This is a genomic window from Paenibacillus sp. GCM10027629 (assembly GCF_042676425.1).
In the GTDB taxonomy this organism is placed as follows: Bacteria; Bacillota; Bacilli; order Paenibacillales; family Paenibacillaceae; genus Paenibacillus_K; species Paenibacillus_K terrigena.
In genome coordinates this window covers 755,573-776,629 of sequence record NZ_JBHTGZ010000009.1, presented here as the reverse complement: position 1 = coordinate 776,629, position 21,057 = coordinate 755,573, and the positions used below count along the sequence as shown (strand labels likewise).

Here is a 21,057-nt window from a genome sequence, read left to right as displayed (position 1 = left end):
CTTTAAGGTGAACCTGTAAACTCTTCTATGGAAATTCGATCTACAATATCGTATCCGTTCCCTCGACCCTTTGGTTTCACGACAACGGTACCTAAGTACGGAATTTCACCCAACCCTATTCCTTGAGGAAATCCGTGTGCCACAATTACGGTATTCGTCCCAGATACCGGTACCTTCTCTAACTCAGCTGTCAGTTCTGTTAAAGTATTAGCCTGGTCAGCAGGCGGTACGTGAGCACCTAATTGATAAATTTTAATCCAGTACGGGTCAACTTGAATATTATGTTTCCCAAAAGCCAGTTCTGCTGTTTCTCTTGTTCGACAAAAAGGACTTGCTGTAACTGGATAGTGAACTGGAATATGCAATCTTCGAAGAGCAGCCCCGAACGACACAGATTGTTGTCTGCCTTCCTCCGAAAGATTTCTTTGGGTTGCGCAATCTCCGTATATGATATGCGGTTGGTCCGCTCCTATTGTAGCTTCTCCATGTCTAACATAAAGGACATATCCACCATGGCGAAGTGAGTTCAGTATCGAAGGATCTATTGGATCGGCGTTTACTGTACTTGCTGACACCTCTACCATTTGTGTCTGGATCGTAAACAAGAATAGAAATAACCATAAGCAACCAATCTTCTTCATATTGCAACTCCTCTTGTTGATATACCCTCTCCTATATTGTAGTGTGCACAATACCTCCACGGATTAGGCATCTGTACAGTCAATTAGTTCTTTAACCACATATATATGCAGGATAGACGAATACCCCATTGATAAGGAGTGAAGTCAAATGGCATTTATGCCACCGCCGGGATCTCAAGGATCAACCGCTCTGCCACAGTCTCCTCCCCCTACATTCATCCCAGAAAAACCTGCTGTATCTTATATGGTCGACTGCTTATATCAATACACTTATGTCTGGCTAAAGAATGGGGAACGCTTCTGGTTTTACCCAACTCGCGTTGAGTATGGTGAAGTTTCAGGTTATCGATGGAATGGGGCATACTGGATGTTTTATGGCATTGACCCAAGATTTGTTGACGCTGTGTCCTGTTATCCAATTCCTACTCTATACTGATAAAAAAAGCCGGATTCCCATAGCGAACGGGGAAACCGGTTTTTTGTGAAGTTGACCTTTAATATTTGTTTTTTCGCGTTTTACCGTCTTGTTTGAGATGTCGTTAAGAAGCTAAACCTTTATTCATGAGGTCAGATGCGGTACCCGCTTTTTTCTGTGTTGCGTACTGAATAATAATACAGACTACAAGGATACCTAGTAAAATGGCAGAGGCGATCACAGTACCATTCTCTAAACCTAGTCCACCTTTTTCATGAGGCTTAATCAAGTAATCACCAAATGTCGCTCCAAAAGGACGAGTCAAGATGAATGCTAACCAGAATAAAACGACACGATTAATATTACTAAACCAATACGCTAAAAGAACTAATAAAATTAGACCACCTGTTATCATGGCTCCTTGAGCAATCGTAAGTCCTAAACCTTCTTCTAGAAAACTTCCTCCACCGGCTAATTTCCCAACGCCTTCAGCCTTATGCGATAAGAAATCTCCTGCCGCTGTACCTAGTGTATTAGACACTAAAATAGCAATCCAATAAAGAACCTCAACTCGTTTTGTAGCTATATGTTTGACATCTAATGATGGCTCTGTAAAATACCAAAATACAAAAATGATAATCAGTAAGCTGAGTAATATAGCAGAGCCTTTCATATACCCTAAACCTAATGAACGATCCATGTAGTCAGAAAAAGCTGTACCCGCTAGACTTGTTGCTGTGATGACAACCCAATAAACAACAGGTACATATTTCTTTACGAACAATTGAATGGTTAAAAAGACTGCAAATACACCGATAAAAAATAAAAACGGTATCAAATAATTATCTTCTGACCCAGGGATTGTAACTAAATCACTTCCAGTTTCCCCTAACGTTGTTGCAGCGATTTTCATAATCCAGAACAACAGTGTTAATTGAGGAATCTTGTTGATTGATGTACTGATAGTTTTGGGGGCTGTGCTCATTAATTTATACCTCCTAATGATTGATTCATGATTAATCCTCCCTCTCAAATTTGTACGAGCTGATCTGAGTATAGTAAGCCAAAATGAAAATTTGCTGTGAAATGCACAATGAAGCAAACAAAAAAAGAAAATCCATGGTTTGCCTTCCATGACCGAATTTTCTCATCTAATATTAATATTCCCCCTCTATACTGAAGGTATCCTAGTATATAGCTTAGGAATACATAGTCAACTTACAACATCGTGAGGTGGAACACTTGAAATTCGACGTAAAAATTTTTAAAAAAATGCTATCTCTATCATTCGCTTGTACGTTAATTGTTCTCTTGGTTAATGAATCAAGTGCACAAGCAGCAGCAACAGCAGTAATTCCGGCGAATACCCATATGCCAACCATCGATCATATCGTGGTGGTCGTTGAAGAGAATCACTCTTATAACCAGATTGTGGGGAGTAAGAAAGCACCCTATTTTAACCAACTGATCAAGAATGGGGCATTATTCACCAATTCGCATGGAATTACGCATCCGAGTCAACCGAATTATTTGGCACTTTTCTCAGGCTCAACCCAGGGGATCAAAGATGATCGGTGCGGAAAGTCTTTTTCAACCGGGAATTTAGCAAGTAAGCTGATTCAGAAGAAACTTACCTTCAAAGGTTACTCGGAAGATATGCCAAGAGCTGGATACACCGGATGTTCTTCTGGCGGCTATGCGCGTAAGCATAATCCGTGGGTCCAATTTAACAATGTTCCTGCGAGTTTGAATCAGCCTTTCACCGCATTTCCGAAAGATTTTAGCAAGCTGCCAACGGTTTCTTTCGTCATCCCGAACCATCAGAATGATATGCACGACGGAACCATTCAACAAGCGAATCAGTGGTTAAAAGAAAACCTGAGCTCCTATGTCGCATGGGCTAAGACACATCGGAGTCTCCTCATCGTGACGTGGGATGAGGATGATTTCTCAAAAGCTAACCGGATTCCGACGATATTTGTTGGTCCTATGGTTAAACCTGGTAAGTATTCGGAATCCATAAATCATTATCATGTGCTCCGAACAATCGAGGACATCTATCATGTATCAGCCTTGGGAGAAAGCGCGAAAGTGCATGCCATTTCAAACGCGTGGAAAAAGTAATGTTTGAAAATTTTCTGGTTATGTCAATTAATAATCCCTTGCTTCGTAATTTCCACTTGTACCACTGGGGTAAAATGCACTTTTTGGTAGTTGCTGCCCCATTCTTCTTTCTGCTTTTTCCAAACGCGTGGATGGAACGCCATCAGTTGTCTGGCGATACCTAACCCGTCGCAGCGGGCTTTTTGCATGTGCTCAAGAGTTTTTTGAGCCAGATCAGTCATCTTTTTCGAAAGATCCTTATTTAATTCTGCGACCACTTGTTTCTTTTCTAAGCGATCTTTCGGATACTCAATTACACTCACTTTCATTTTTAATTTCAAATGAACCGTAATTTGATCGCCCGATTGAACCTTTACTTTCATTTTTTGCTTTAACTTGTCTACATTAAAGGTCAGAAAGTCATACCTGATTTGAGGGTTCTCCTCTGTAGTACTCATTTCCCCTTTAATGCTCATATTTTGGGTGAATCTCGTCACTTTCCCCTTGTTGCCTTTCAACAATAAGTACATTGTTGATTCATCAGGACTCAGTGTGCCTGTTAACTTATTGTTATGAAACATGGCAATACGAGAAACATTCACACGAGCCCCTTGTTCCATCAGGTAAGGAAGAACAAAATCTTCCCCGGGGTCCAACATCACAGGGTAGATCTTTTCAAGTGTCACCTTGGGAACGGTTGTCGTCTCTTCTTTGCTCTTGATTAATTCATCAATTTCTTCTGCGATCAAGACATTCCCTACTTTCTTAAGGGAAAGTATATCTTCCGCTGTCCCTTGGGCCACTCCGATTCTGGCGTTTAAAGAACTCTTCGGATCACGGTAGAACACTTCGAGGACTGGATAAATATCTTGTTTGGCCAGTTCTTCTCCAATGAGAATAAACCGATTTTTATAAGTACGAATATGCCGTGATACCTGATCATCTGCATGATCGCGGGCATCCCTTGGCGTATTGCCCTCTGTCGTTATAATATCGTTTTTAGGACTCTGTTGTTCGCCTGATGGCACGTCCCGGATGACAAAGGTGACCCGAAGCTTACCATTCGGCGCGGGATCATATCCCCCACCATAGATCAGACGAGCATCCTTTAATAGATCTTGATCCCAGCAACCAGCTATAAATAAGAGGAGAGACATAATCACACATAAAAAGCAGATCCTTTTCATCAGACTTACGTCCCCCTTTTTCTCATAAAATACGCGAAACAAAGCAAGATCAGAGGAAGTCCAACCACAAATGTATAATGAGAAACCTTAATTGCTTGATCATAGAAGTCAGTGACCGATGGTTCTTGCGCAATCATAGCCAGAATAAAGAGTATGCATATAGTATAGGGGACGGCCTTTTTATGTTCGCCCCGGTGAAAGAAGCGGCCCAACCCAACCGTTGCCATATATATCCAAGAAACCATAGCATTGCTAACGACAAAAACCCATAACGACAAAAAGATCAAGTCGATCCGCTGGATGATCTGAAAAGAAAAACCTTTCAGCATGTAGAGGAGAGGTTCTGAAACCGCGGGCATGACCGCCGGGCTGAAAATGACTAAACTGGTAAACACCTCAAAGGTGTAGAAAAGTGTAATCATCATATTACCGAAAGAAGCTGCCTTTAATTTTCCGCCGCTCTTCCCTTCAACGAAAGGATAAAGCACCAATATAGCTTCATAACCTACTAAAGGAAATAATGCCTCATTCGCAGATTTGATGATATTCCCCCATCCCGCTTCGGTTATAGGAAAAATATAACTGAAATTCGCATTGACATAACCACATAAGGATAATGCCACCATTACAATGATCGTTAATGAAGAGATAACGAACAGCCTGGCAATCACCCGAAGGTTTTCTTTAGCCAAGTACATACAAGTGAGAAGGGCGAGAATTAATAATGCCCATCTAGGTGTTGCTAGCAGCACCCACCTTCCCACGACATCGGCAAACTTGGCTAGAACCGTTCCTGCAGAAAACAGAAAATAGCCAATATAAAGAAAGCAAAGCAGATTCCCAAGAAACTTCCCGGTAATCTTCGGCAAGAAACCGTATATCGTATCGGAAGGAAATCGTCTGCAAAGAGCCCATAGAATCAAGATAATAATTTGTACGGCCAATCCTGCGATGAGGACAGAAATCCACCCTCCTCCCTTGGCGCTTTCTTGCAATTTATGAGGAAGCGTTAAAATACCAACCCCCACTTGAGACTGTATGATAAAAAACATGAGCTGACCTTGCGTAATTTTACTCTTTTCCGGAATCATCCTGTTCCCACCCTCTTGAATTTCTTTCTTGAACATACTTTTGGGGATGCGGATCATGAGGGCGTTGATTCAGACTCCATATCGGAAAACGCACAAATGTATCCTTCATATCTTTCATTCGAAGAGGCATGACAGGTGCAAAATAGGGTGTACCAAGGCACTCTAATTTACATAAGTGAATCAAGATGAATAACATGCCGAACGTAATCCCGATCAAACCAAACAACGCAGCCAGGATCATGAGCGGAAAGCCCAGAATGCGAGTTGCTGTACTTATCTCATTAGACGGTGCGACAAAAGAGGAAATAGCCGTTAAGGCGACGACGATAACCATAGGATAGGATATCAATCCTGCACGTACGACTGATTCGCCAATGACCAAACCGCCAACAATACCGATGGTTTGACCTACCCGGCTCGGCAGACGAACCCCTGCTTCACGCAGTACTTCTAAGGTAATCTGCATAATAAGAGCCTCCACGATAGGCGGAAATGGAACCTTGTCTATACTGCTCTTCACGGAAAAAATCAAATTTTCAGGAAGAATTTCAGGGTGAAAGCCAATAACCGCGATATATAAAGCAGGTATGAGCGATGCGATGATAAAGCTCACCAATCGAATCAGACGAACAAACGATCCGGCAATCCACCTGCTGTGATAATCGTCAGGGCTTTGATAAAAGGCAAAGAAAGTCACCGGTAAAATCAGCGCAGACGGGTCTCCATCTGCTAAAATAACGACACGGCCTTCCATGAGATGAGCTGCCGTCCGATCCGGTCTTTCTGTAAGTAAGATTTGTGGAAATATAGAAGAAGGGTTATCTTCCATCATTTCGGCAATGAATCCTGGCGCAAGTGTCATGTCCAACGAAATGGAAGCGATTCTTTGATCTACTTCTTTGATCAGATCCGGATTCGCCAGATCCTGCATATAGAGCAGAGCCAGTTTTGTTTTGGTTTCCTTTCCGGTCTGATAATAACGAACGACCAGATTCGGATTCTCGACGCGCTTCCGAACCAGATAAAGATTCGTCATGAGGTGCTCTATAAAACCATCATGCGCGCCGCGAATAACCCCTTCGTTCACTGGCTCCGAAATATTTCGAATATTCACTGCAGCTACATCGACAATAAAAACTTCTGTTGAACCTTCAAATAACAATACACAATTCCCTTGAATTAAGGCGTGAGGCACCTCGCTCAGAACCGAGTTTTTCGTAATGTCCACAGAAGTCACGACTTTATCCACGTTTCCATGACTTTTTCCCTCTAGAGGCTTGATGACCTCTTGGTGAATTTTCTGTAGATCCGCCAAGGATTCTAGAAAAACAATGAGGCCCTTAGATTGATTAAAGCTAATGCTTCGCCACTTCAAGTCACTTGCATGAAAGAGCTGATTTTTAATATATTCCATATTTTGATCTAAAGAAGAATACACACTTATTTTCATATGAGGTTTTTCTTCTGCCCGGTTGTTCGAAAAGAATTTACTTAACACATCCTTCATGTTATTCCACCCTGCCGAATTCCAATTTTAGTTATTTTAACCATTGAAACCGACATTATTCCAAAGAATACCCCTTACCCTATCTATAGGATAATTATTAGCCAAGTATCTAGTAACGATCACACAAACAAAGTGTTGTCACCTGTCATAACATAACCTGTACTTAATAATGGGAGGTGTTGAAATGTCCGATATTCGTGGTCGTTTTACAAGCACTGGAACAATCCTAGTATTGTTCATCTTGTTAGTTATTGTCTCTTGTAGTTGTTTTTTTAACTAATTAACATCGATTAAGTACTTTTTGAAGCTGCTAACCGTTTCTCGGTAATCTTCCGGGGAACGGTTGTTTGGTTTCTTATGGGAACTAATAAAATTCTACGATTTATCAAATACACTTTAGTTATGTAACTATACCGACGAGAAATATCCGGAATATACTAGGATATCTCATATTACATTTTGAATATTATTCTAGGTAAGAAAGGTGATCATTGATGGAAAAAAAAGATATCTCCAAAAGATATCCAGCTTCTGATAGTGATTTTCCCCTATATCCGGATGATGAATCCCAATCTCAGCCAATTTCTAGTCAACCTATGTCAACCTTTGAACGAATAGGTGGAATGGATGGATTTATGACAATTGTTGGACAGCTCCAACAAGCGTATGGATTGTACAAGCAAATGGTTCCTACATTTCAATTGTTTAGCTCTTTCATGGGACCTAAAGCCATGGTACAAAACGTAAAACACAAAAAGAATAGAACTAAATATCAACCAAGTGGCTACAGGAATGCAAATCGCAAATTGAAAGGAAAAAGAACGCTGAATGCGCGCTAATTCTTGCACGTGAAAGACGGGATTACTTGGTTCCCGTCTATTTTTATAATTCCATTCGCTTTGCTTGGATCTTGATATATGCCTACTTCCAGAATTTCTATAGACCACCCATTTCAATACATAACATGACCTCTTTCTGAGCAAACTTCATTTGATATTATTTATTTCCTGGATATTATATATTTACCATTCCATCAGAAATCAAAGGAGTTACTTATATGCTAAATGATCCTACACTAACTGTATTGAACGAAGAGGAACGATTTCAAACAGGGGCTAGACAACCCCAGGAAAATCGCGCCGGCATATGTTTTTTGGGTGATCATTAATGGCTAGACCCATTTTCGTTTTCATGGTTGTGATGATTCTTATCGCAGGCGGAATGAATCACCATCGCACATTTGCAGATCCTTCGTTGCCGATTGTCGCTGACCAAGGATTCTTTTCCATTGAAGTATATCCTCAACGGCACAAGCTGATCGTACGTGCGCAAGGGCAAATCATCAAAACATATACCGTAGCTGTCGGTAATCCATTAACGCCTTCACCTGTTGGAGAATACCAGATTATTTATAAAGGAAAGGACTGGGGCCCTTCTTTTGGACCTCGCTGGCTCGGATTAAACGTACCTTGGGGTATTTACGGCATTCATGGAACCAATAGGCCCTCTTCCATCGGACAGCATCAGAGTCACGGTTGTATTCGTATGCGCAACAACGATGTCATTGAATTATTTGAGATGGTCCCCGTTGGAACCAAAGTAACGATTTATGGGCATGTTCTGGGCGACAGTAATCATGATCCGAGGGTATTGGCAGAAGGAGACGTAGGTGGAGACGTACAACTGGTCCAATCTCGTCTAAAAAGTGCCGGATATTTTCTAGGCGTTTGTAATGGGAAATTTCGTTCGGATACAACCATAGCCGTAAAACAATTTCAGCGGGATCATAAATTGATGCAAGACGGGGTTATCTCGATGAAGGTTTACGAAGAACTTGGATTATTAGAGTAGCAAAACAAAAAAAGTAGCCAAGTTCCCTTCCAGGAATTTGACTACTTTTGTACATTTTAGACTGGATTTCTTAGGACAGGCTCACCCAAAATTAAAGGACTGGCATCCGGAGTTCTTTGGGTTGATATTACCTCACTGACTGTATTAAGGATTAGCCCTTTTCGTTTAATTTCTTGAATCATTCCTTTTAATGCTCTGCTCGATGAATTCGTAGGATGCATTAAAATTAATGAACCTGATTCAACGTGTTTAGCTATTTTACTAATAATTGAATCAGGACTTGGATGTCTCCAATCCACTGTATCGACCGTCCATAATATCGTTTTTAAATGTAAAGCGTCTGCAATTTTAACTGTTTCCTTCGAATAGTCTCCTGATGGGGGTGCAAATAACTTGTTGTTTACACCAAGTTGATTTCTTAACAAGTCCTCTGTCTTCTCAATTTCTTTTAATGCTTGCGCCTTACTGAGTTGACTCATATTCTTATGTGAATAAGCATGATTAGACAACTCGTGTCCCTTTCCAGCGATAATTTTGGCCGTATCAATATGCTTGCTTAACCATGAGCCATCAAAGAAAAAGGTAGCACGGACTTGTTCTTTTTCTAATACGTCTAATATCTTGGGAATGAACTCATCTCCCCATGCTACATTTATCATTAATGAAGCCATACGTTTATTAGGATTCCCTCGATAAATCGGATTAGGCCCCAGATCATGAAGATTAATCGCCGGGACGACTTCTCGACTTACGTACCGTATAGGCGAATTTGAATGATGTTGGGCTAGCTCATAAGTCTTCTCTACATCGACTTCAAGTCCGTTATAACCGGGAATCGCGTACCATACATGATCCAATCGTGCGTTTATGGGAGGAATAAATCGTTTTGGGGCTTCCTCTCTAATTTGGGTTAATAATTCAGTCCTTGGTTTAGGTTCTGGCTTGATTTTAGCTATCGATGCTTGCACTGCAATGGGTAAGCATGCGAGAACAATAGTGACAATCATCATTAGCAATATAAGCTTTTTCTTAATTTTCATAATATCCTCCACTCCGTATCATTTACGACAACTAGTATTTGTCTGTTTTAGGTGGATAATTCAAATAACTATTTCCACAAACCAAAAATGCAAACAAAAGAGGATTGCTACCAAAAAGAATATATTCCTCTAAAAAGGATAAATTAGTGTGGTATGTGCAAAAGGAGGTGGATGTAGTGACAGTCGGATCACAAGTGAAAACAACCTTAACCAGCTTGAAAAGCGCACAAGCTTGTCTAGAATCATTTGCTCTTGAGACGCAAAACCAAGAAGCTAAAAACATGTTCGAGAACGCGGCAAAAACAACACAAAGCATTGTAGACCAAGTCTCATCTCGAGTACAGCAATTGGAAAATGAAGAACCGCAATTTAAGGGGTTTTAATTGTAGATAAATGGATCTCGATTCGCAAACGAATCGAGATTTTTTAAGTTGAGTGATAAGCATGAGGTTGAAGAGATGGAGATTAGGTCTGAATGAAAAGCCCATCCCCGCCAACCACTCGGCTATAAGAACATCTTCGTATTTTGAAACACGTTGTGATAAAAGCTGCTCCTTTAACCATAATTCATTAAAACCTAAGTCTTTGACCTCATCCCACAATACTTCCCCATCGCGAATAAGAGTAACAGGGACATTAACCGATTTACCTGTAAGATTGAAATCCTCCAATGTTGTTTTTTGATACTTCGCCTTCTTAAGTATGCTGATCGAACCATTCGGTTCTAAATAGCAATATGCGACCTCCCTAATCGAAAAGGTTTCACTCTGCCGAAGTAAACTTTGTAATTGATTTAAATTCATCCGATTTTTTTTCAACTCATGCCGATCTAATATCCCATCTTTAATAAGTGCAGCTGGTTTACCTTCAACAAAACCCCGAAACCATAAAGATTTCTGCCCAATATATTCAACAATGAGTAGTAAAAATCCCCACAAGGACATGGAATAGATAATTTCCATAACCCCAACTCTAGAGTCATATAATGCATTCCCAAGGATTTCTCCGATTACGATGGCCGTGATAAAAGTGAAAGGAGTAACTTGGGTAATGATCTTTCGACCGACGATCTTAACAATAATAAAAAGAAGAAAAAAACCTAACACAAGTTCGTATGTTAAATGAAGGAATTTCATCCTGCTAATATCTCCAATCGAATCCAATTAGGTATCCGCATTATCTATTCCCAGGAAAGTGATCATTTATAATTCAATAACTTGCACTATTTACTTACATTAAGATATTCATTAATCCCTTCTATAATGGATGTGGCCACGCGATATTGATAATCATCCTTCCACATTTTTTGCTCTTCATTTGGATTTGTTAAATAACCTACCTCCAATAAAACTGCTGGCATCACTGTATCTTTCACAACGAAAAAGGCTTCCTTTTTCACACCCCGATCCTTTGATCCGGTCGCATTCAATAGATTTTTATGCATAATCGTCGCAAAAGGAAGGGATTCCTCACGATAATAGAATGTTTCTGTTCCGAAAACACTCGGGTCTGTATACGTGTTTCCATGAATCGATATAAATAAATCCGCGCCAAGATGATTAGCAAATTTAGGTCTTTCTCTATCAATCGAAGAAATAGTGCGATCATCGGTTCTTGTCAAAAATATCTGTAACTGTGTTTCTCTCTCTGCAAGTTCTTTCACCTTTCGTGCTAGCTGCAACGTAAAATCTTTTTCATATTGACCACTGGTACCTTTCGCCCCGGGATCTTGTCCCCCATGTCCAGGATCAATCACGATTTTGAAACCTGGTTTGGTCGTACTTTCACTCTTGCTACTTAAACTATCATCTGCATTGCTAATATAGTTAGCTCCCATGACATAAGTTATATAGATTATCAAGAATAATCCTCCTAACAAAATGGTATTCCTTTTCTTTTTCATCAACGGTTCCTCTCTTCTATATCTTTCATCTACAGTCGATCATCCTTCAGGAAATTCATTTGGACATGCTCAGACTCATCATATACAGCGAATTTGTACTCTTCCTGCTTATAAAAGTTGATTATGTCCGGAAGCGCCTCTAATGTTTGAGGTTTCTCATGCATGAGTACGACTTCTAGATTCGATTTTGTGCTTCTCTTGATGTTTTCGACAATTTCATTAGGCTGATCCTTATGCCTCCAATCATTTGAATCAATCGTCCAATCCCATAATTTGATCCCAGCTTCTGCGATTTGATCTCGGATTTGTTTACTAGCTAAGCCTGGTACCGATCCATACGGTGGTCTTACCAAATGAGGTTTTTCACCTGTAATGTCATGGATAAGAGACAGTGTTTCATGCATTTCAGGGACAAATTGTTTTTCTTGATATAGTTTTTTATATTGATGCGTTATGCTGTGCGCCCCAACATAATGTCCTTCTTGTACCGCTCGTCTCACATCACTTTGAAATTGAGTACGCTGCAATTGACTTCCTTGCATAAAAAAAGTTGCCTTGATGTCATGCTCTTTCAATAAGTCTAGAAATTCAGCTGTTAATTTACTTGGACCGTCGTCAAACGTTAAATAAACGACTTTCCCTTGTGTTTCCACATCACGATCTTCTTTTTTACTCGTATCCACGGGTACTCTATTTTGTGGTTCGATTATCTCTTCAGGTGAAAATGTCGTTCTAGATTGAGATATCAAAAAAATAGTTGTAGCCAAAACGATTAGAAAAGTTGAAACCAGAATGATGAATCTCCTTCTTTTCGATCTCATCAAACTTGTTTCATGTCGATATAGATCAAAGTTACTTCGTGGTGTCATATGCAATCTATCTCCTCTCACAGAAGATAGCTTACTAGATTGAAATAAAGAAAAGATGCAGATGCCATTAATATAAAATAAAGATTTTAATCAGAAACAAAACAAATACCGCCTAGAAGCGGCGGTATTTGTTTAATCCTTTTTGTACTAAAAATAAAATGAGTTTGATGTTTTCGGCCGAGGTGATTCTTTATTCAAACAATTGTCTGTTTAACAGTATCCTTATTCTTCCTTGTATTTCTCTGAATCCTACAAGACATATTATTTTTGTTAACTAATTGATTTGCACAAGCCGACCTTGAACATTTCGCTTTAGCAAATCAAAATCAGCATGCAATGAAATAGAACGTTAACCATTAGCATACAATATGACTGGAGGAACATCAAAATGGCACAACAAATTGATACAAATTCTTTGAAAAAGGCGGAAGCAGTCACATCTATCGCTAAAGACCTTATTGCACAAGCCATCGAGCAATCTGCTTCAAATCAAATTCTTTGTGAAGAAGCTCTAAAACAAGCTGCTAACGAAATCAAACAAGCTCAAACTATGATCAGTCAAGTACAATCGACGTTTCAAACAGACAAAGCTCAACAATCAAAGTAACTTGTACCTGTAAACTGAAACCTTAAGAATAACTTAAATCGTGGGTTTCCTCAGAATACACCGAGACGATGATAGAGTTGAGATTATTCTCAACTCTTTTTACATGAAAAAATCTTGATTCTGCTCCTGCTACTGCAGTTTCGAAGCAAGATCCTTTAACTCCTACCTATGAATTAAAACCCTTTAAATTGCGGCTCTTCATTTTTGTGTTTTCTGTGCCAATAACCTCAAAAAAGAGACCAGGAATATATTCCCGATCTCTTTTAAACAATTCATGAACTTTAAATTAGCTCATTTGAGAGAAGTCCGCAAATGTAGGAGCATGAATGCCGGCTTCACCATCAAGTTGAATGGTCTGCCCTATTATGAATTCAGACGCATCGGATGCCAAACAGCCATTCAAGCATTTCATCATATATATATAAATGAGCCATTTGCGTAAGAAATTCTAGCGCTCTCTAACCCATCAGAATCAGCCATAACTGTAATGTTTTCGCTCCGTTTACGGAGGATGACTAAGGCGAGACCGTTAAAAGCTTTCCTTTGATCCGCAACATCAGGTTCATGGCTGGATGGATTCCCATTACCAACACCAACGATTTCCGCATTGATCACAGAGAATTGGATATGGTTATCTGCAGTCGGGCACAATAGCCCAGACTTATCCACGATTTCAGCCTTAAAGAGATCGTTATCTTTGCCGCTGTAGATTTTACTCAGTCTTATTGCAAACGGTTCTCCTGTTGTAACCTTGTAATCCTCTGTGACTGGTTTTCCATCATTATACGCGACTACCTTCACTTCACCAGGTACATATAAAGGTTCCCATCTTGTGATTAAACCTATGGTATGTTTTTTTCGGCCCTGAGACTCGTTGTTAATAAACAGCTCTACTTCATCACAATTGCTATACACATCGATGTGTACTTTTTGCCCTTCCTTGCCTTTCCAATTCCAATGCGGCAGCATATGAACCATAGGCTGATCCATCCATACACTCTGCCAATAATAGTAGACGTCTTTCTCAAATCCGCACATATCCATTGCCCCATATTGGGAATTAATCGTAGGCCAATTCCATGGGAACGTTTCTCCACGATAGTCAAATGCAGTCCATATAAATATTCCGCCCAAACCAGGCACTTCGTGTTTATAATGATTCCAGCAATATACTAGGTTAAATAGAGAGGAGGCACCGCCTACTGTTCCTGAAGAGATTTCCACATCCGAACCTTTCAATACTTTTTCATAATAACTGCCGCTGTCATAGCTGTCGCATACCCCTAATTCCCGGTTATCTTCATAGACACCCCTTGTTGATACGAAGCTTGCATCTTCAGAAGCCATGACCAATGAACCGGGGTAATTCTCAAGCCTTGCTTTTGCATGACCTGAATCATAATTGAACCCTACGACATCGGGGATGGATTCGTATTCCGAATCGCCTTTCGCAAATTGTCCTGCGACCGTAAATAATCTTGTAGGATCCAGTTTTTTGGCGTATGCCATTAATTCGTTCAGCAATCTTTTTCCTGGAGGGAGCAATGTGATAAATTCCTCATTCTCCATACACCACATAAATACAGAAGGATGATTCCGGGATCCTTTAATCAGCTCTTCCACGTCATTTAGGCCTTCCGGACCTACATCCAACCTTCTGTTTTCATTTAAGACGAGAATCCCCATTCTATCACATGCCTGCAATAGATAATCGGTTGCCGGATGATGGGCAGAGCGGTATGCATTACCCCCCATTTCTTTAATCCGGGTTAATTTATAATCGATAATATCTGGCGTTAATGCAGTACCTACGCCGGCAAAATCCTGATGCTCGCACACGCCCTTGATTTCGATCCATTTTCCATTAAGCAGCAAGCCCTGACTTGTATACTTAATATCTCTTACACCAAATAATGTTTCATTATGGTCAACAATTTCATTCTCCCTGACAATCTCCGTTACCATCTTATACAGATACGGGTGATCAAGATCCCAAAGAATCGGATTTTCAAGCATAAAATCAAAGGATATTGTGCCTACGCAAAGAGATCCTACCGTAAGTTCCTTTTCCTGATGATACAAAATCTGATCTTCTTGAGATACTAGAGATTTTCTGACAGTTACGCTGCAATCCGAGTGAAGCTTGTTTTCAATTTCTGTATCGATCATTACCTTTGTATTGCTGTCCGTGATGTCTTTGCAATAGACGAAGGTGCCATGTCTTTTCACGTGCACCGGATCCAGCTGGTACAACCATACATCCCTGTAAATACCGGCTCCTTCCGCCCACCAGCCTTCTTCATACGTACAATCGGTCTTCACCAGTATGACATTTTCACCTTCATCTCCATAATTCAGGTACGCGCTTATATCGTAAGCAAACCCGGTGTAACCGGATAAGTGAGAACCGATGTAGCAGCCGTTAACCCATACGATGGCATCCCGCATGACGCCTTCAAATTCAATTACAATTCTTTTTCCCAAATCCTCTTTCGGCAGAGAGAATTTCTTCCTGTAATATCCCACTCCATCCGGTAAATACCCTTTTTGTCCTTCTTTATCAAGCATGCCAGAGTAGCTGCTGGGTTTTACATAATCCTGTCTAATTTTCCAATCATGCGGGAGATCGACCATGTCCCATATTCCCTCAACGTGCTCTGCGATACTATAAAGGGAGTTCCCGTCCTCGATACCAATGACATCCGCTATATGTTGAGGGTTCTTATACACAAATCCCTCTTCTCTCGTTAGATTACTGGCACCTCCGCATGTCCCTGTTTTACTTGTAATTTTTTCAACTTTTTGTTCCAGTTCACCCATGTGAAAATACCAGTTACTGTTAAAATTCATTTTCTTTCTCATGCGCTCATTTACTCCTTACCGTCTCTTGTTTCTTTTAGCATGGCAACAATCTCAGTATGTTTTTTATTGTTTAAGTCATAGAATAGTAGAGGTAGAATACTGATTAACACAGTAATCGCCGGTACGATGGACATGGATGCATGTATTCCCATCAATGTTCCTGCCTGTTGCTGTACATTCGGTACATAGTTCGTTATGGAGAGTATGATTCCGATCAACCCTGCAGAGATAGCTGTTGCAAATTTAGTAACGAACGAATTTGACGAAGTAATAACTCCTTCGTTTCTTTGACCGGTCTTCCACTCTGCATATTCCATCGTATCAGTCAGCATGGAAGAGGCAACAACCGACATGATGCCCAATTGAAGGCCCTGTAAACCAATGATAATTAACACAAACATTACACTGTTATAGCCAGCAAAGAATAAAATAAGCCCTAAAATTGCGGTATACAGATTGCTTACGATCAGAATCGTTTTCTTCTCAAAGCGCTTACACAACGGCGCTGCCAGCAAGGATCCGATAATCGTGCCAGGCAGTAAAACCATGGAGAGAAGCGCAACATAATTCAATGAACCAAGGTTATATTGGGCATAGTAATTTTGGATATTCATCTTGGTCAATATCGTTGTCGTATTAAGTAAATTAACTAAAGCTAGCAACAACAACGGTTTGTTAGAGAAAACGGCCTTAGCAGCTTTTTTGAATTCAATTTTTTCTGTTGCAGGTATCACATGCTCTTTGATTAATATAAATCCCGTAAGATATAATAACCCTGCAAGGATCGCAATAATAATCGCAACCATCTGGTATGCTTGTGCTGGATCACCATGTCCAAAAGCAGTCAGCATAGGAGCAAGCCCGATACCTACTGCCAAACCTGCAACTGTAGTAGCAAGCCTGGAGGTGGCAATGATGCTTGTTCTGGCATTGGGATCTTCAGTCATAGCTGCAGGTAGGCTCCAATACGGGATTTCAATACAGCTGAACATGACACTCATAATAAAGTAGGTTACAGTCGCATAGATCATAGCCGGAACGCCTGTTAAATCAGGGACTGAGAAATTAAGAACGAGACCTATAGCCATTGGTACAGGCATAAACAGCAGCCATGGTCTGAACCGTCCCCATCTTGTTCGCGTACGATCCGCAACAAACCCGACAATCGGATCCACAAAAGCATCGGCGAGCCGTGTCACAAAAAGTAAAGTACCAACAAAAACCGGACTAAGCTTAAAAACATCTGTAAAAAAAATCATAATGAAACCGTTCCATAAGCCAAAGACAAAGTTTTGGCCGACACCTGCGATCGCGTGACCTAATTGCTGTGTTTTTGTTACTTTTCTGTTCTGCTTCTCTACGTTAGCATACAAGGCAATCCCTCCACTTAAATCAAGCAAATCGTACTTATGCATTTAGACTCCTAAGTGTTTAGAGAGCGCTCTCACAACACATCGCCTGTTCAATAAGAATAAAATAAACCGTCAATGAAAGCGTTGCCGCTTCTCGATGAATTATAATAATGCTGTATCGATTTACGACTACTTATATAAAAAAAACGAAAGAAAGCAGAGCTCTCTTTCGTTGTGACTATGGATTTGAAATCCCTCGGGATTGCCTAAACTCCTTGGGTGTCATGCCGTATTGTTCCTTAAATAAGGTATAAAAGTGATACCGATTTTCATAGCCTACCGTTTCTATAATCTGGTTAACGGGCAAATTCGTATTTAGAAGCAATTCGACTGCCTTGGAGAGACGAATATGTCTAAGAAATTGGGAGAAGGACATGCCCGTTTGTTTTTTGATCAGTCTTGTATAATAGTCCTCCTGGAAGTGAAAATGGTTCACGAGTTCTTTAATCGTGGCATCTTTATAATGTTTTCGAAGATATTCCTCCACTTTGATAAATAGCAGTTGATTCATTTTTTTCGACTGCGTTGCATTTAAGCTTAATTCATAATGCTTCGTCAATAGATCGAATATCCGTATCATGAGACCCTTGATGATATGGGAAGAGCCTTTCCTGTTCTCCTTCTTCTCCTTGGCGACCTGTTCGATGATCGGGAAGAGGACATCTTCCTTGCCTCGCGGTGTGAATTTAAGGAATTGTTTGAAGCTTTTTTGTTTTAGTAACGCGGTTCGAATGAATTTTTGAAATTCATCTTCTTCGATTTCGGATATAAACAACTCATCGAAAAATTCTTCCTTCATGCAAATGCTAATCATGAAATTATCCTGATCTCTTGCGGAGTCCGCATGTTCGCTATTCCTGTCTATAATACATACGTCTCCCGCTACAAAGGTATATATTTGGCCGGCGATTAACTGATTCAATTCTCCTTTGGCAACATAGGTCAACTCAATAAAGTCATGTTTGTGCATAAGGGACCAATCTGTATCATCATTGTATAAATTTGCAGTCAATTCAAAATTTATAGATAGGGAGAGTTTATTACTGCTTGTTTTTTTCCATAGATTGATAGTTAATGGCTCATTAATACTGTGAATATTACTTTCGTGAATGCTGTTTACGTTTGACGTATATAATTCTAGGAGTTGTTGATCTTTCATGATCGGATATGAAGTTGAATTGAATTTAAATTCTTCGATTACGTTCATTTTTCATCAGCCTTATTTGTTAATGTGATATGCATGCTTTTATACACTAAATACTATTGAATTAATAGTTGCCTAGTTCCATTGTAACCAATAGTAAATGTAAAATATACAATCAGCAACTCTGAGGGCTTACGGTAGTAGGGAAGAAAATCATGAATTGATTTTGACTATAAAAAAAGGAACACTGTAAATTATGCTACAGTGTTCCATGGAAGTAGAGGATTAACCTTGTCTTTGCTTGTGTTTGGTATTCACGCAGATGATCATGACGGTCCTATTTCTTCGAATGGTTTTACATTTTTCACAAATAGGTTTTACAGATGGTCTAACTTTCATCAGAAACCCCTCCTTGCCAGATTACTTTAATCAGCAATCTGCCCTTTATCAGTATAGAAATGAGTATATTAAATTAATATATGTATATAGTATATTATTCTATAATGATATATCAATTGATAATCACTGGAAATCGGCTATGAATACAGGTTCTTGTCTTTTCCGGATAACGATAAAAAAAGCCGCCACTATGGCGACTTCTTATGCGTGTACGTTCTTGTCCTGTGCTGTTCACGGTCCAACAGAACCTCAAATTGAATTTTCAAAAGGACGAGCAACACATAAAGGTGAAATCCCCCTTTGCACTACTCATCCTCCAATATCCAATCGCAAAGATTGATCCAGATTCCCGGAAGCTAGTCGAGTCTTATTATGGCCCAAATCAATGACTGAACTCGAGCTTTTTTAACGGCTCAAACTGCCCGCCAACCGCAATCGTTGACGATAGGGACCGACCGGTATAAAAATCAGCCCTGTTTCGTCCCTGGAAGCCGTTCGATAAAGCGCATCGCTGTCATTAGCGTCAAACCCGAGAAGCGGACGCCCACCCATCCCGAGGGCGGATGCCGCCAGTAATAATCGGTGCACGAGCATCCCGGCTTCCATTTGCTGAATGCGGTATCCCCGCTTGCCGAGCTGCGATTGAAAGAAACTCCTCTCCCCTGCCACATGAAAGCTGAGCGGCACTTGAAACAAATTGATATTGTGCAGCGACATTCCCCCCTGCATCCGTTGCCTGTAATCTCCAAGACTAACCGGCTGCAGCGCATGCGCGGCACCATCGTACCGATAAGCGCCATCCGGAACGTCTTCGACCCCATAGAAGCAGCCATAAAGGCATACACGGGGTTCCGACCGTTCCTGCGAACCATCCAGGTCGTTGCGATACGAGAAGGAAGCCGTCGCTTCCCGAAGCAGAGCTGCAAGCTGGGAGAGACCAATCGGCTTCAAGACAAATTCCGTCTCGGGTGAGAACCGGTTGCGGCAAAGCGTCGCTAAATCATACGACAAGCGGTCTACAGGCGGCAGAGGCAGTGCGAGCGCTTGATCCGAGATTGCTTGTTCATCCTTCAGGATCTGTCGAAACAATTGCGTCGAATCCAGTCGGGACGCTTCGCTCATCTGAAGCAGTATCGGATAATCTACGATCTTCTGCGACCTGACATAGTGATCATGCCTGACTGGCGACAACTCCCGGCATAGCTCGGAGGCGAATACCGTTTCCTCATCTTCGTTCCCGTTTGCCATCCACCCGAACGTCGGCTCCGTCGATAGTGGGATAACCGCATACACGCTCTCCTCTTGTTCTGATAGTCCGAGCAGATGATTGACGGCTTGATCGAGAAATTGAAAATGCACGCCAGACGAAAATCCGAATCGTTTCGCGACTTCAAGCAGCTGTCCGATCAAAACGCCAGCGTCCAGTCCCTGCAGCCGGTAGGCAAAATTGTTGTATTTGTAAAAATTCTTCCAGTATACCGTAGATACAAAAGCGGCGCCGAAGCAACCGTTCGCGTCGCAGCGATTCCCGAGCGACCTCGCCAAATATTCGTCGTAATTTCCTTCGCGCAGCAACGCCAACCGATGATGCGCCACATCGTAATGGTATAAGCCGGCAGGCAATTCGCCAAGCTTCAAATAGAGATACAGTTCGCTCGGATATAACCCTCCTCCGGATGGAACGAAGCGCCGGCACATCTGCAAGACGCCTCCCAATTCTTCCGATGTATTCCGCTCCATAACGGATTGGGTCAATTGCGCAAGCCCGAATACATAGTAGAGGAAATGTCCGATATCGGAAAGGCTTGGTACACCGGTCGTATCTCTGCCTTCGAGCGTTGCCGGTACTTCCCTAGATAGCGGAAATATCGGTAAGCCACGATAAAGCTTGTAAGGAAGCGGCGCGTCATCCCAATCTGTCTCCCAATCCAAGGGCTTGACCTTGTCCGGATCATATTGCAAATGGTGAAGAAAAACGTCAAGATTCATCACACTCATCGATTTCCTCCCTGGCTTCAAGCGTCGC

General features: G+C 41.0%; 19 protein-coding genes and 1 pseudogene. 6 read left to right on the top strand and 14 right to left on the bottom strand.

The features are described 5' to 3' along the window. Positions 1 to 2: 2 nt before the first annotated feature. On the bottom strand, positions 3 to 641 hold the full coding sequence (locus ACFQZR_RS13075) for a histidine phosphatase family protein (protein WP_379346445.1): 639 nt from the start codon (positions 639 to 641) through the stop codon (positions 3 to 5). A 539-nt stretch (positions 642 to 1,180) separates the two neighbouring features. Beyond that, positions 1,181 to 2,041, bottom strand: coding sequence for a COG4705 family protein (locus ACFQZR_RS13070; RefSeq protein ID WP_379346443.1), 861 nt, complete (start codon positions 2,039 to 2,041; stop codon positions 1,181 to 1,183). Positions 2,042 to 2,328: 287 nt separating this feature from the next. On the opposite strand from ACFQZR_RS13070, the gene ACFQZR_RS13065 reads away from it, so the two are divergent. Next, positions 2,329 to 3,180 carry an alkaline phosphatase family protein gene (locus ACFQZR_RS13065; RefSeq protein ID WP_379346441.1) on the top strand — a complete coding sequence of 284 codons (852 nt, stop codon included), beginning with the start codon at positions 2,329 to 2,331 and terminating at the stop codon, positions 3,178 to 3,180. A gap of 23 nt (positions 3,181 to 3,203) precedes the next feature. Here the strand turns inward: ACFQZR_RS13065 and ACFQZR_RS13060 are convergent, their stop codons facing one another. Genes ACFQZR_RS13060 through ACFQZR_RS13050 form a run of 3 tightly spaced genes read right to left on the bottom strand, consistent with a single transcriptional unit; the run spans position 3,204 to position 6,887 of the window. Beyond that, a complete protein-coding gene (locus ACFQZR_RS13060; protein ID WP_379346439.1) occupies positions 3,204 to 4,346 on the bottom strand; it encodes a Ger(x)C family spore germination protein in 1,143 nt (380 codons plus the stop codon). A 5-nt stretch (positions 4,347 to 4,351) separates the two neighbouring features. Then, positions 4,352 to 5,437 (bottom strand): GerAB/ArcD/ProY family transporter, encoded by a 1,086-nt coding sequence (locus ACFQZR_RS13055; protein WP_379346437.1) that lies wholly within the window; start codon positions 5,435 to 5,437, stop codon positions 4,352 to 4,354. Beyond that, positions 5,418 to 6,887 (bottom strand): spore germination protein, encoded by a 1,470-nt coding sequence (locus tag ACFQZR_RS13050; protein ID WP_379348833.1) that lies wholly within the window; start codon positions 6,885 to 6,887, stop codon positions 5,418 to 5,420. Before ACFQZR_RS13050 ends, ACFQZR_RS13055 begins: the two co-directional genes overlap by 20 nt. A gap of 226 nt (positions 6,888 to 7,113) precedes the next feature. Here ACFQZR_RS13050 and ACFQZR_RS13045 point away from each other — a divergent pair, with 226 nt between their 5' ends. The 3 genes from ACFQZR_RS13045 (at position 7,114) to ACFQZR_RS13035 (ending at position 8,795) form a co-directional block, all read left to right on the top strand. Beyond that, on the top strand, positions 7,114 to 7,224 hold the full coding sequence (locus tag ACFQZR_RS13045; RefSeq protein ID WP_379346435.1) for a YjcZ family sporulation protein: 111 nt from the start codon (positions 7,114 to 7,116) through the stop codon (positions 7,222 to 7,224). 214 nt (positions 7,225 to 7,438) lie between these two features. Continuing rightward, positions 7,439 to 7,783 carry a hypothetical protein gene (locus tag ACFQZR_RS13040; RefSeq protein WP_379346433.1) on the top strand — a complete coding sequence of 115 codons (345 nt, stop codon included), beginning with the start codon at positions 7,439 to 7,441 and terminating at the stop codon, positions 7,781 to 7,783. 382 nt (positions 7,784 to 8,165) lie between these two features. Further along, positions 8,166 to 8,795, top strand: coding sequence for a L,D-transpeptidase family protein (locus ACFQZR_RS13035; protein WP_379348831.1), 630 nt, complete (start codon positions 8,166 to 8,168; stop codon positions 8,793 to 8,795). Positions 8,796 to 8,851: 56 nt separating this feature from the next. Here the strand turns inward: ACFQZR_RS13035 and ACFQZR_RS13030 are convergent, their stop codons facing one another. Beyond that, a complete protein-coding gene (locus ACFQZR_RS13030) occupies positions 8,852 to 9,835 on the bottom strand; it encodes a polysaccharide deacetylase family protein (RefSeq protein WP_379346431.1) in 984 nt (327 codons plus the stop codon). A 176-nt stretch (positions 9,836 to 10,011) separates the two neighbouring features. Here ACFQZR_RS13030 and ACFQZR_RS13025 point away from each other — a divergent pair, with 176 nt between their 5' ends. Continuing rightward, positions 10,012 to 10,218 carry a DUF1657 domain-containing protein gene (locus ACFQZR_RS13025; protein WP_379346429.1) on the top strand — a complete coding sequence of 69 codons (207 nt, stop codon included), beginning with the start codon at positions 10,012 to 10,014 and terminating at the stop codon, positions 10,216 to 10,218. 82 nt (positions 10,219 to 10,300) lie between these two features. Here the strand turns inward: ACFQZR_RS13025 and ACFQZR_RS13020 are convergent. The 3 genes and pseudogenes from ACFQZR_RS13020 to ACFQZR_RS13010 all read right to left on the bottom strand — a co-directional run bounded on the left by ACFQZR_RS13020 (position 10,301) and on the right by ACFQZR_RS13010 (position 12,559). Beyond that, positions 10,301 to 10,971 (bottom strand): annotated as a pseudogene (locus ACFQZR_RS13020) (DUF421 domain-containing protein). 86 nt (positions 10,972 to 11,057) lie between these two features. Beyond that, positions 11,058 to 11,738, bottom strand: coding sequence for an N-acetylmuramoyl-L-alanine amidase family protein (locus tag ACFQZR_RS13015; protein WP_379346427.1), 681 nt, complete (start codon positions 11,736 to 11,738; stop codon positions 11,058 to 11,060). Between the two features lie 29 nt (positions 11,739 to 11,767). Continuing rightward, a complete protein-coding gene (locus tag ACFQZR_RS13010; RefSeq protein WP_379348828.1) occupies positions 11,768 to 12,559 on the bottom strand; it encodes a polysaccharide deacetylase family protein in 792 nt (263 codons plus the stop codon). 436 nt (positions 12,560 to 12,995) lie between these two features. On the opposite strand from ACFQZR_RS13010, the gene ACFQZR_RS13005 reads away from it, so the two are divergent. Beyond that, entirely contained in the window at positions 12,996 to 13,214 is a 219-nt protein-coding gene (locus ACFQZR_RS13005; protein ID WP_379346425.1) for a hypothetical protein, read from the top strand. A gap of 411 nt (positions 13,215 to 13,625) precedes the next feature. Here the strand turns inward: ACFQZR_RS13005 and ACFQZR_RS13000 are convergent, their stop codons facing one another. The 5 genes from ACFQZR_RS13000 to ACFQZR_RS12980 form a co-directional block, all read right to left on the bottom strand. Next, positions 13,626 to 16,076, bottom strand: a complete 2,451-nt coding sequence (locus ACFQZR_RS13000; RefSeq protein ID WP_379346423.1) for a glycoside hydrolase family 2 TIM barrel-domain containing protein — start codon at positions 16,074 to 16,076, stop codon at positions 13,626 to 13,628. A gap of 8 nt (positions 16,077 to 16,084) precedes the next feature. Beyond that, the gene (locus ACFQZR_RS12995; RefSeq protein ID WP_379346421.1) at positions 16,085 to 17,491 is read right to left on the bottom strand and encodes an MFS transporter; all 1,407 of its coding nucleotides are present in this window, start codon (positions 17,489 to 17,491) and stop codon (positions 16,085 to 16,087) included. A 175-nt stretch (positions 17,492 to 17,666) separates the two neighbouring features. After that, positions 17,667 to 18,458 carry an AraC family transcriptional regulator gene (locus ACFQZR_RS12990; RefSeq protein ID WP_379346419.1) on the bottom strand — a complete coding sequence of 264 codons (792 nt, stop codon included), beginning with the start codon at positions 18,456 to 18,458 and terminating at the stop codon, positions 17,667 to 17,669. A 459-nt stretch (positions 18,459 to 18,917) separates the two neighbouring features. After that, entirely contained in the window at positions 18,918 to 19,031 is a 114-nt protein-coding gene (gene rpmJ, locus ACFQZR_RS12985; RefSeq protein ID WP_379346417.1) for a 50S ribosomal protein L36, read from the bottom strand. Positions 19,032 to 19,436: 405 nt separating this feature from the next. Beyond that, positions 19,437 to 21,029: a SagB family peptide dehydrogenase gene (locus tag ACFQZR_RS12980; RefSeq protein ID WP_379346415.1), complete on the bottom strand. Its 1,593-nt coding sequence runs from the start codon at positions 21,027 to 21,029 to the stop codon at positions 19,437 to 19,439. Positions 21,030 to 21,057 lie beyond the last annotated feature (28 nt).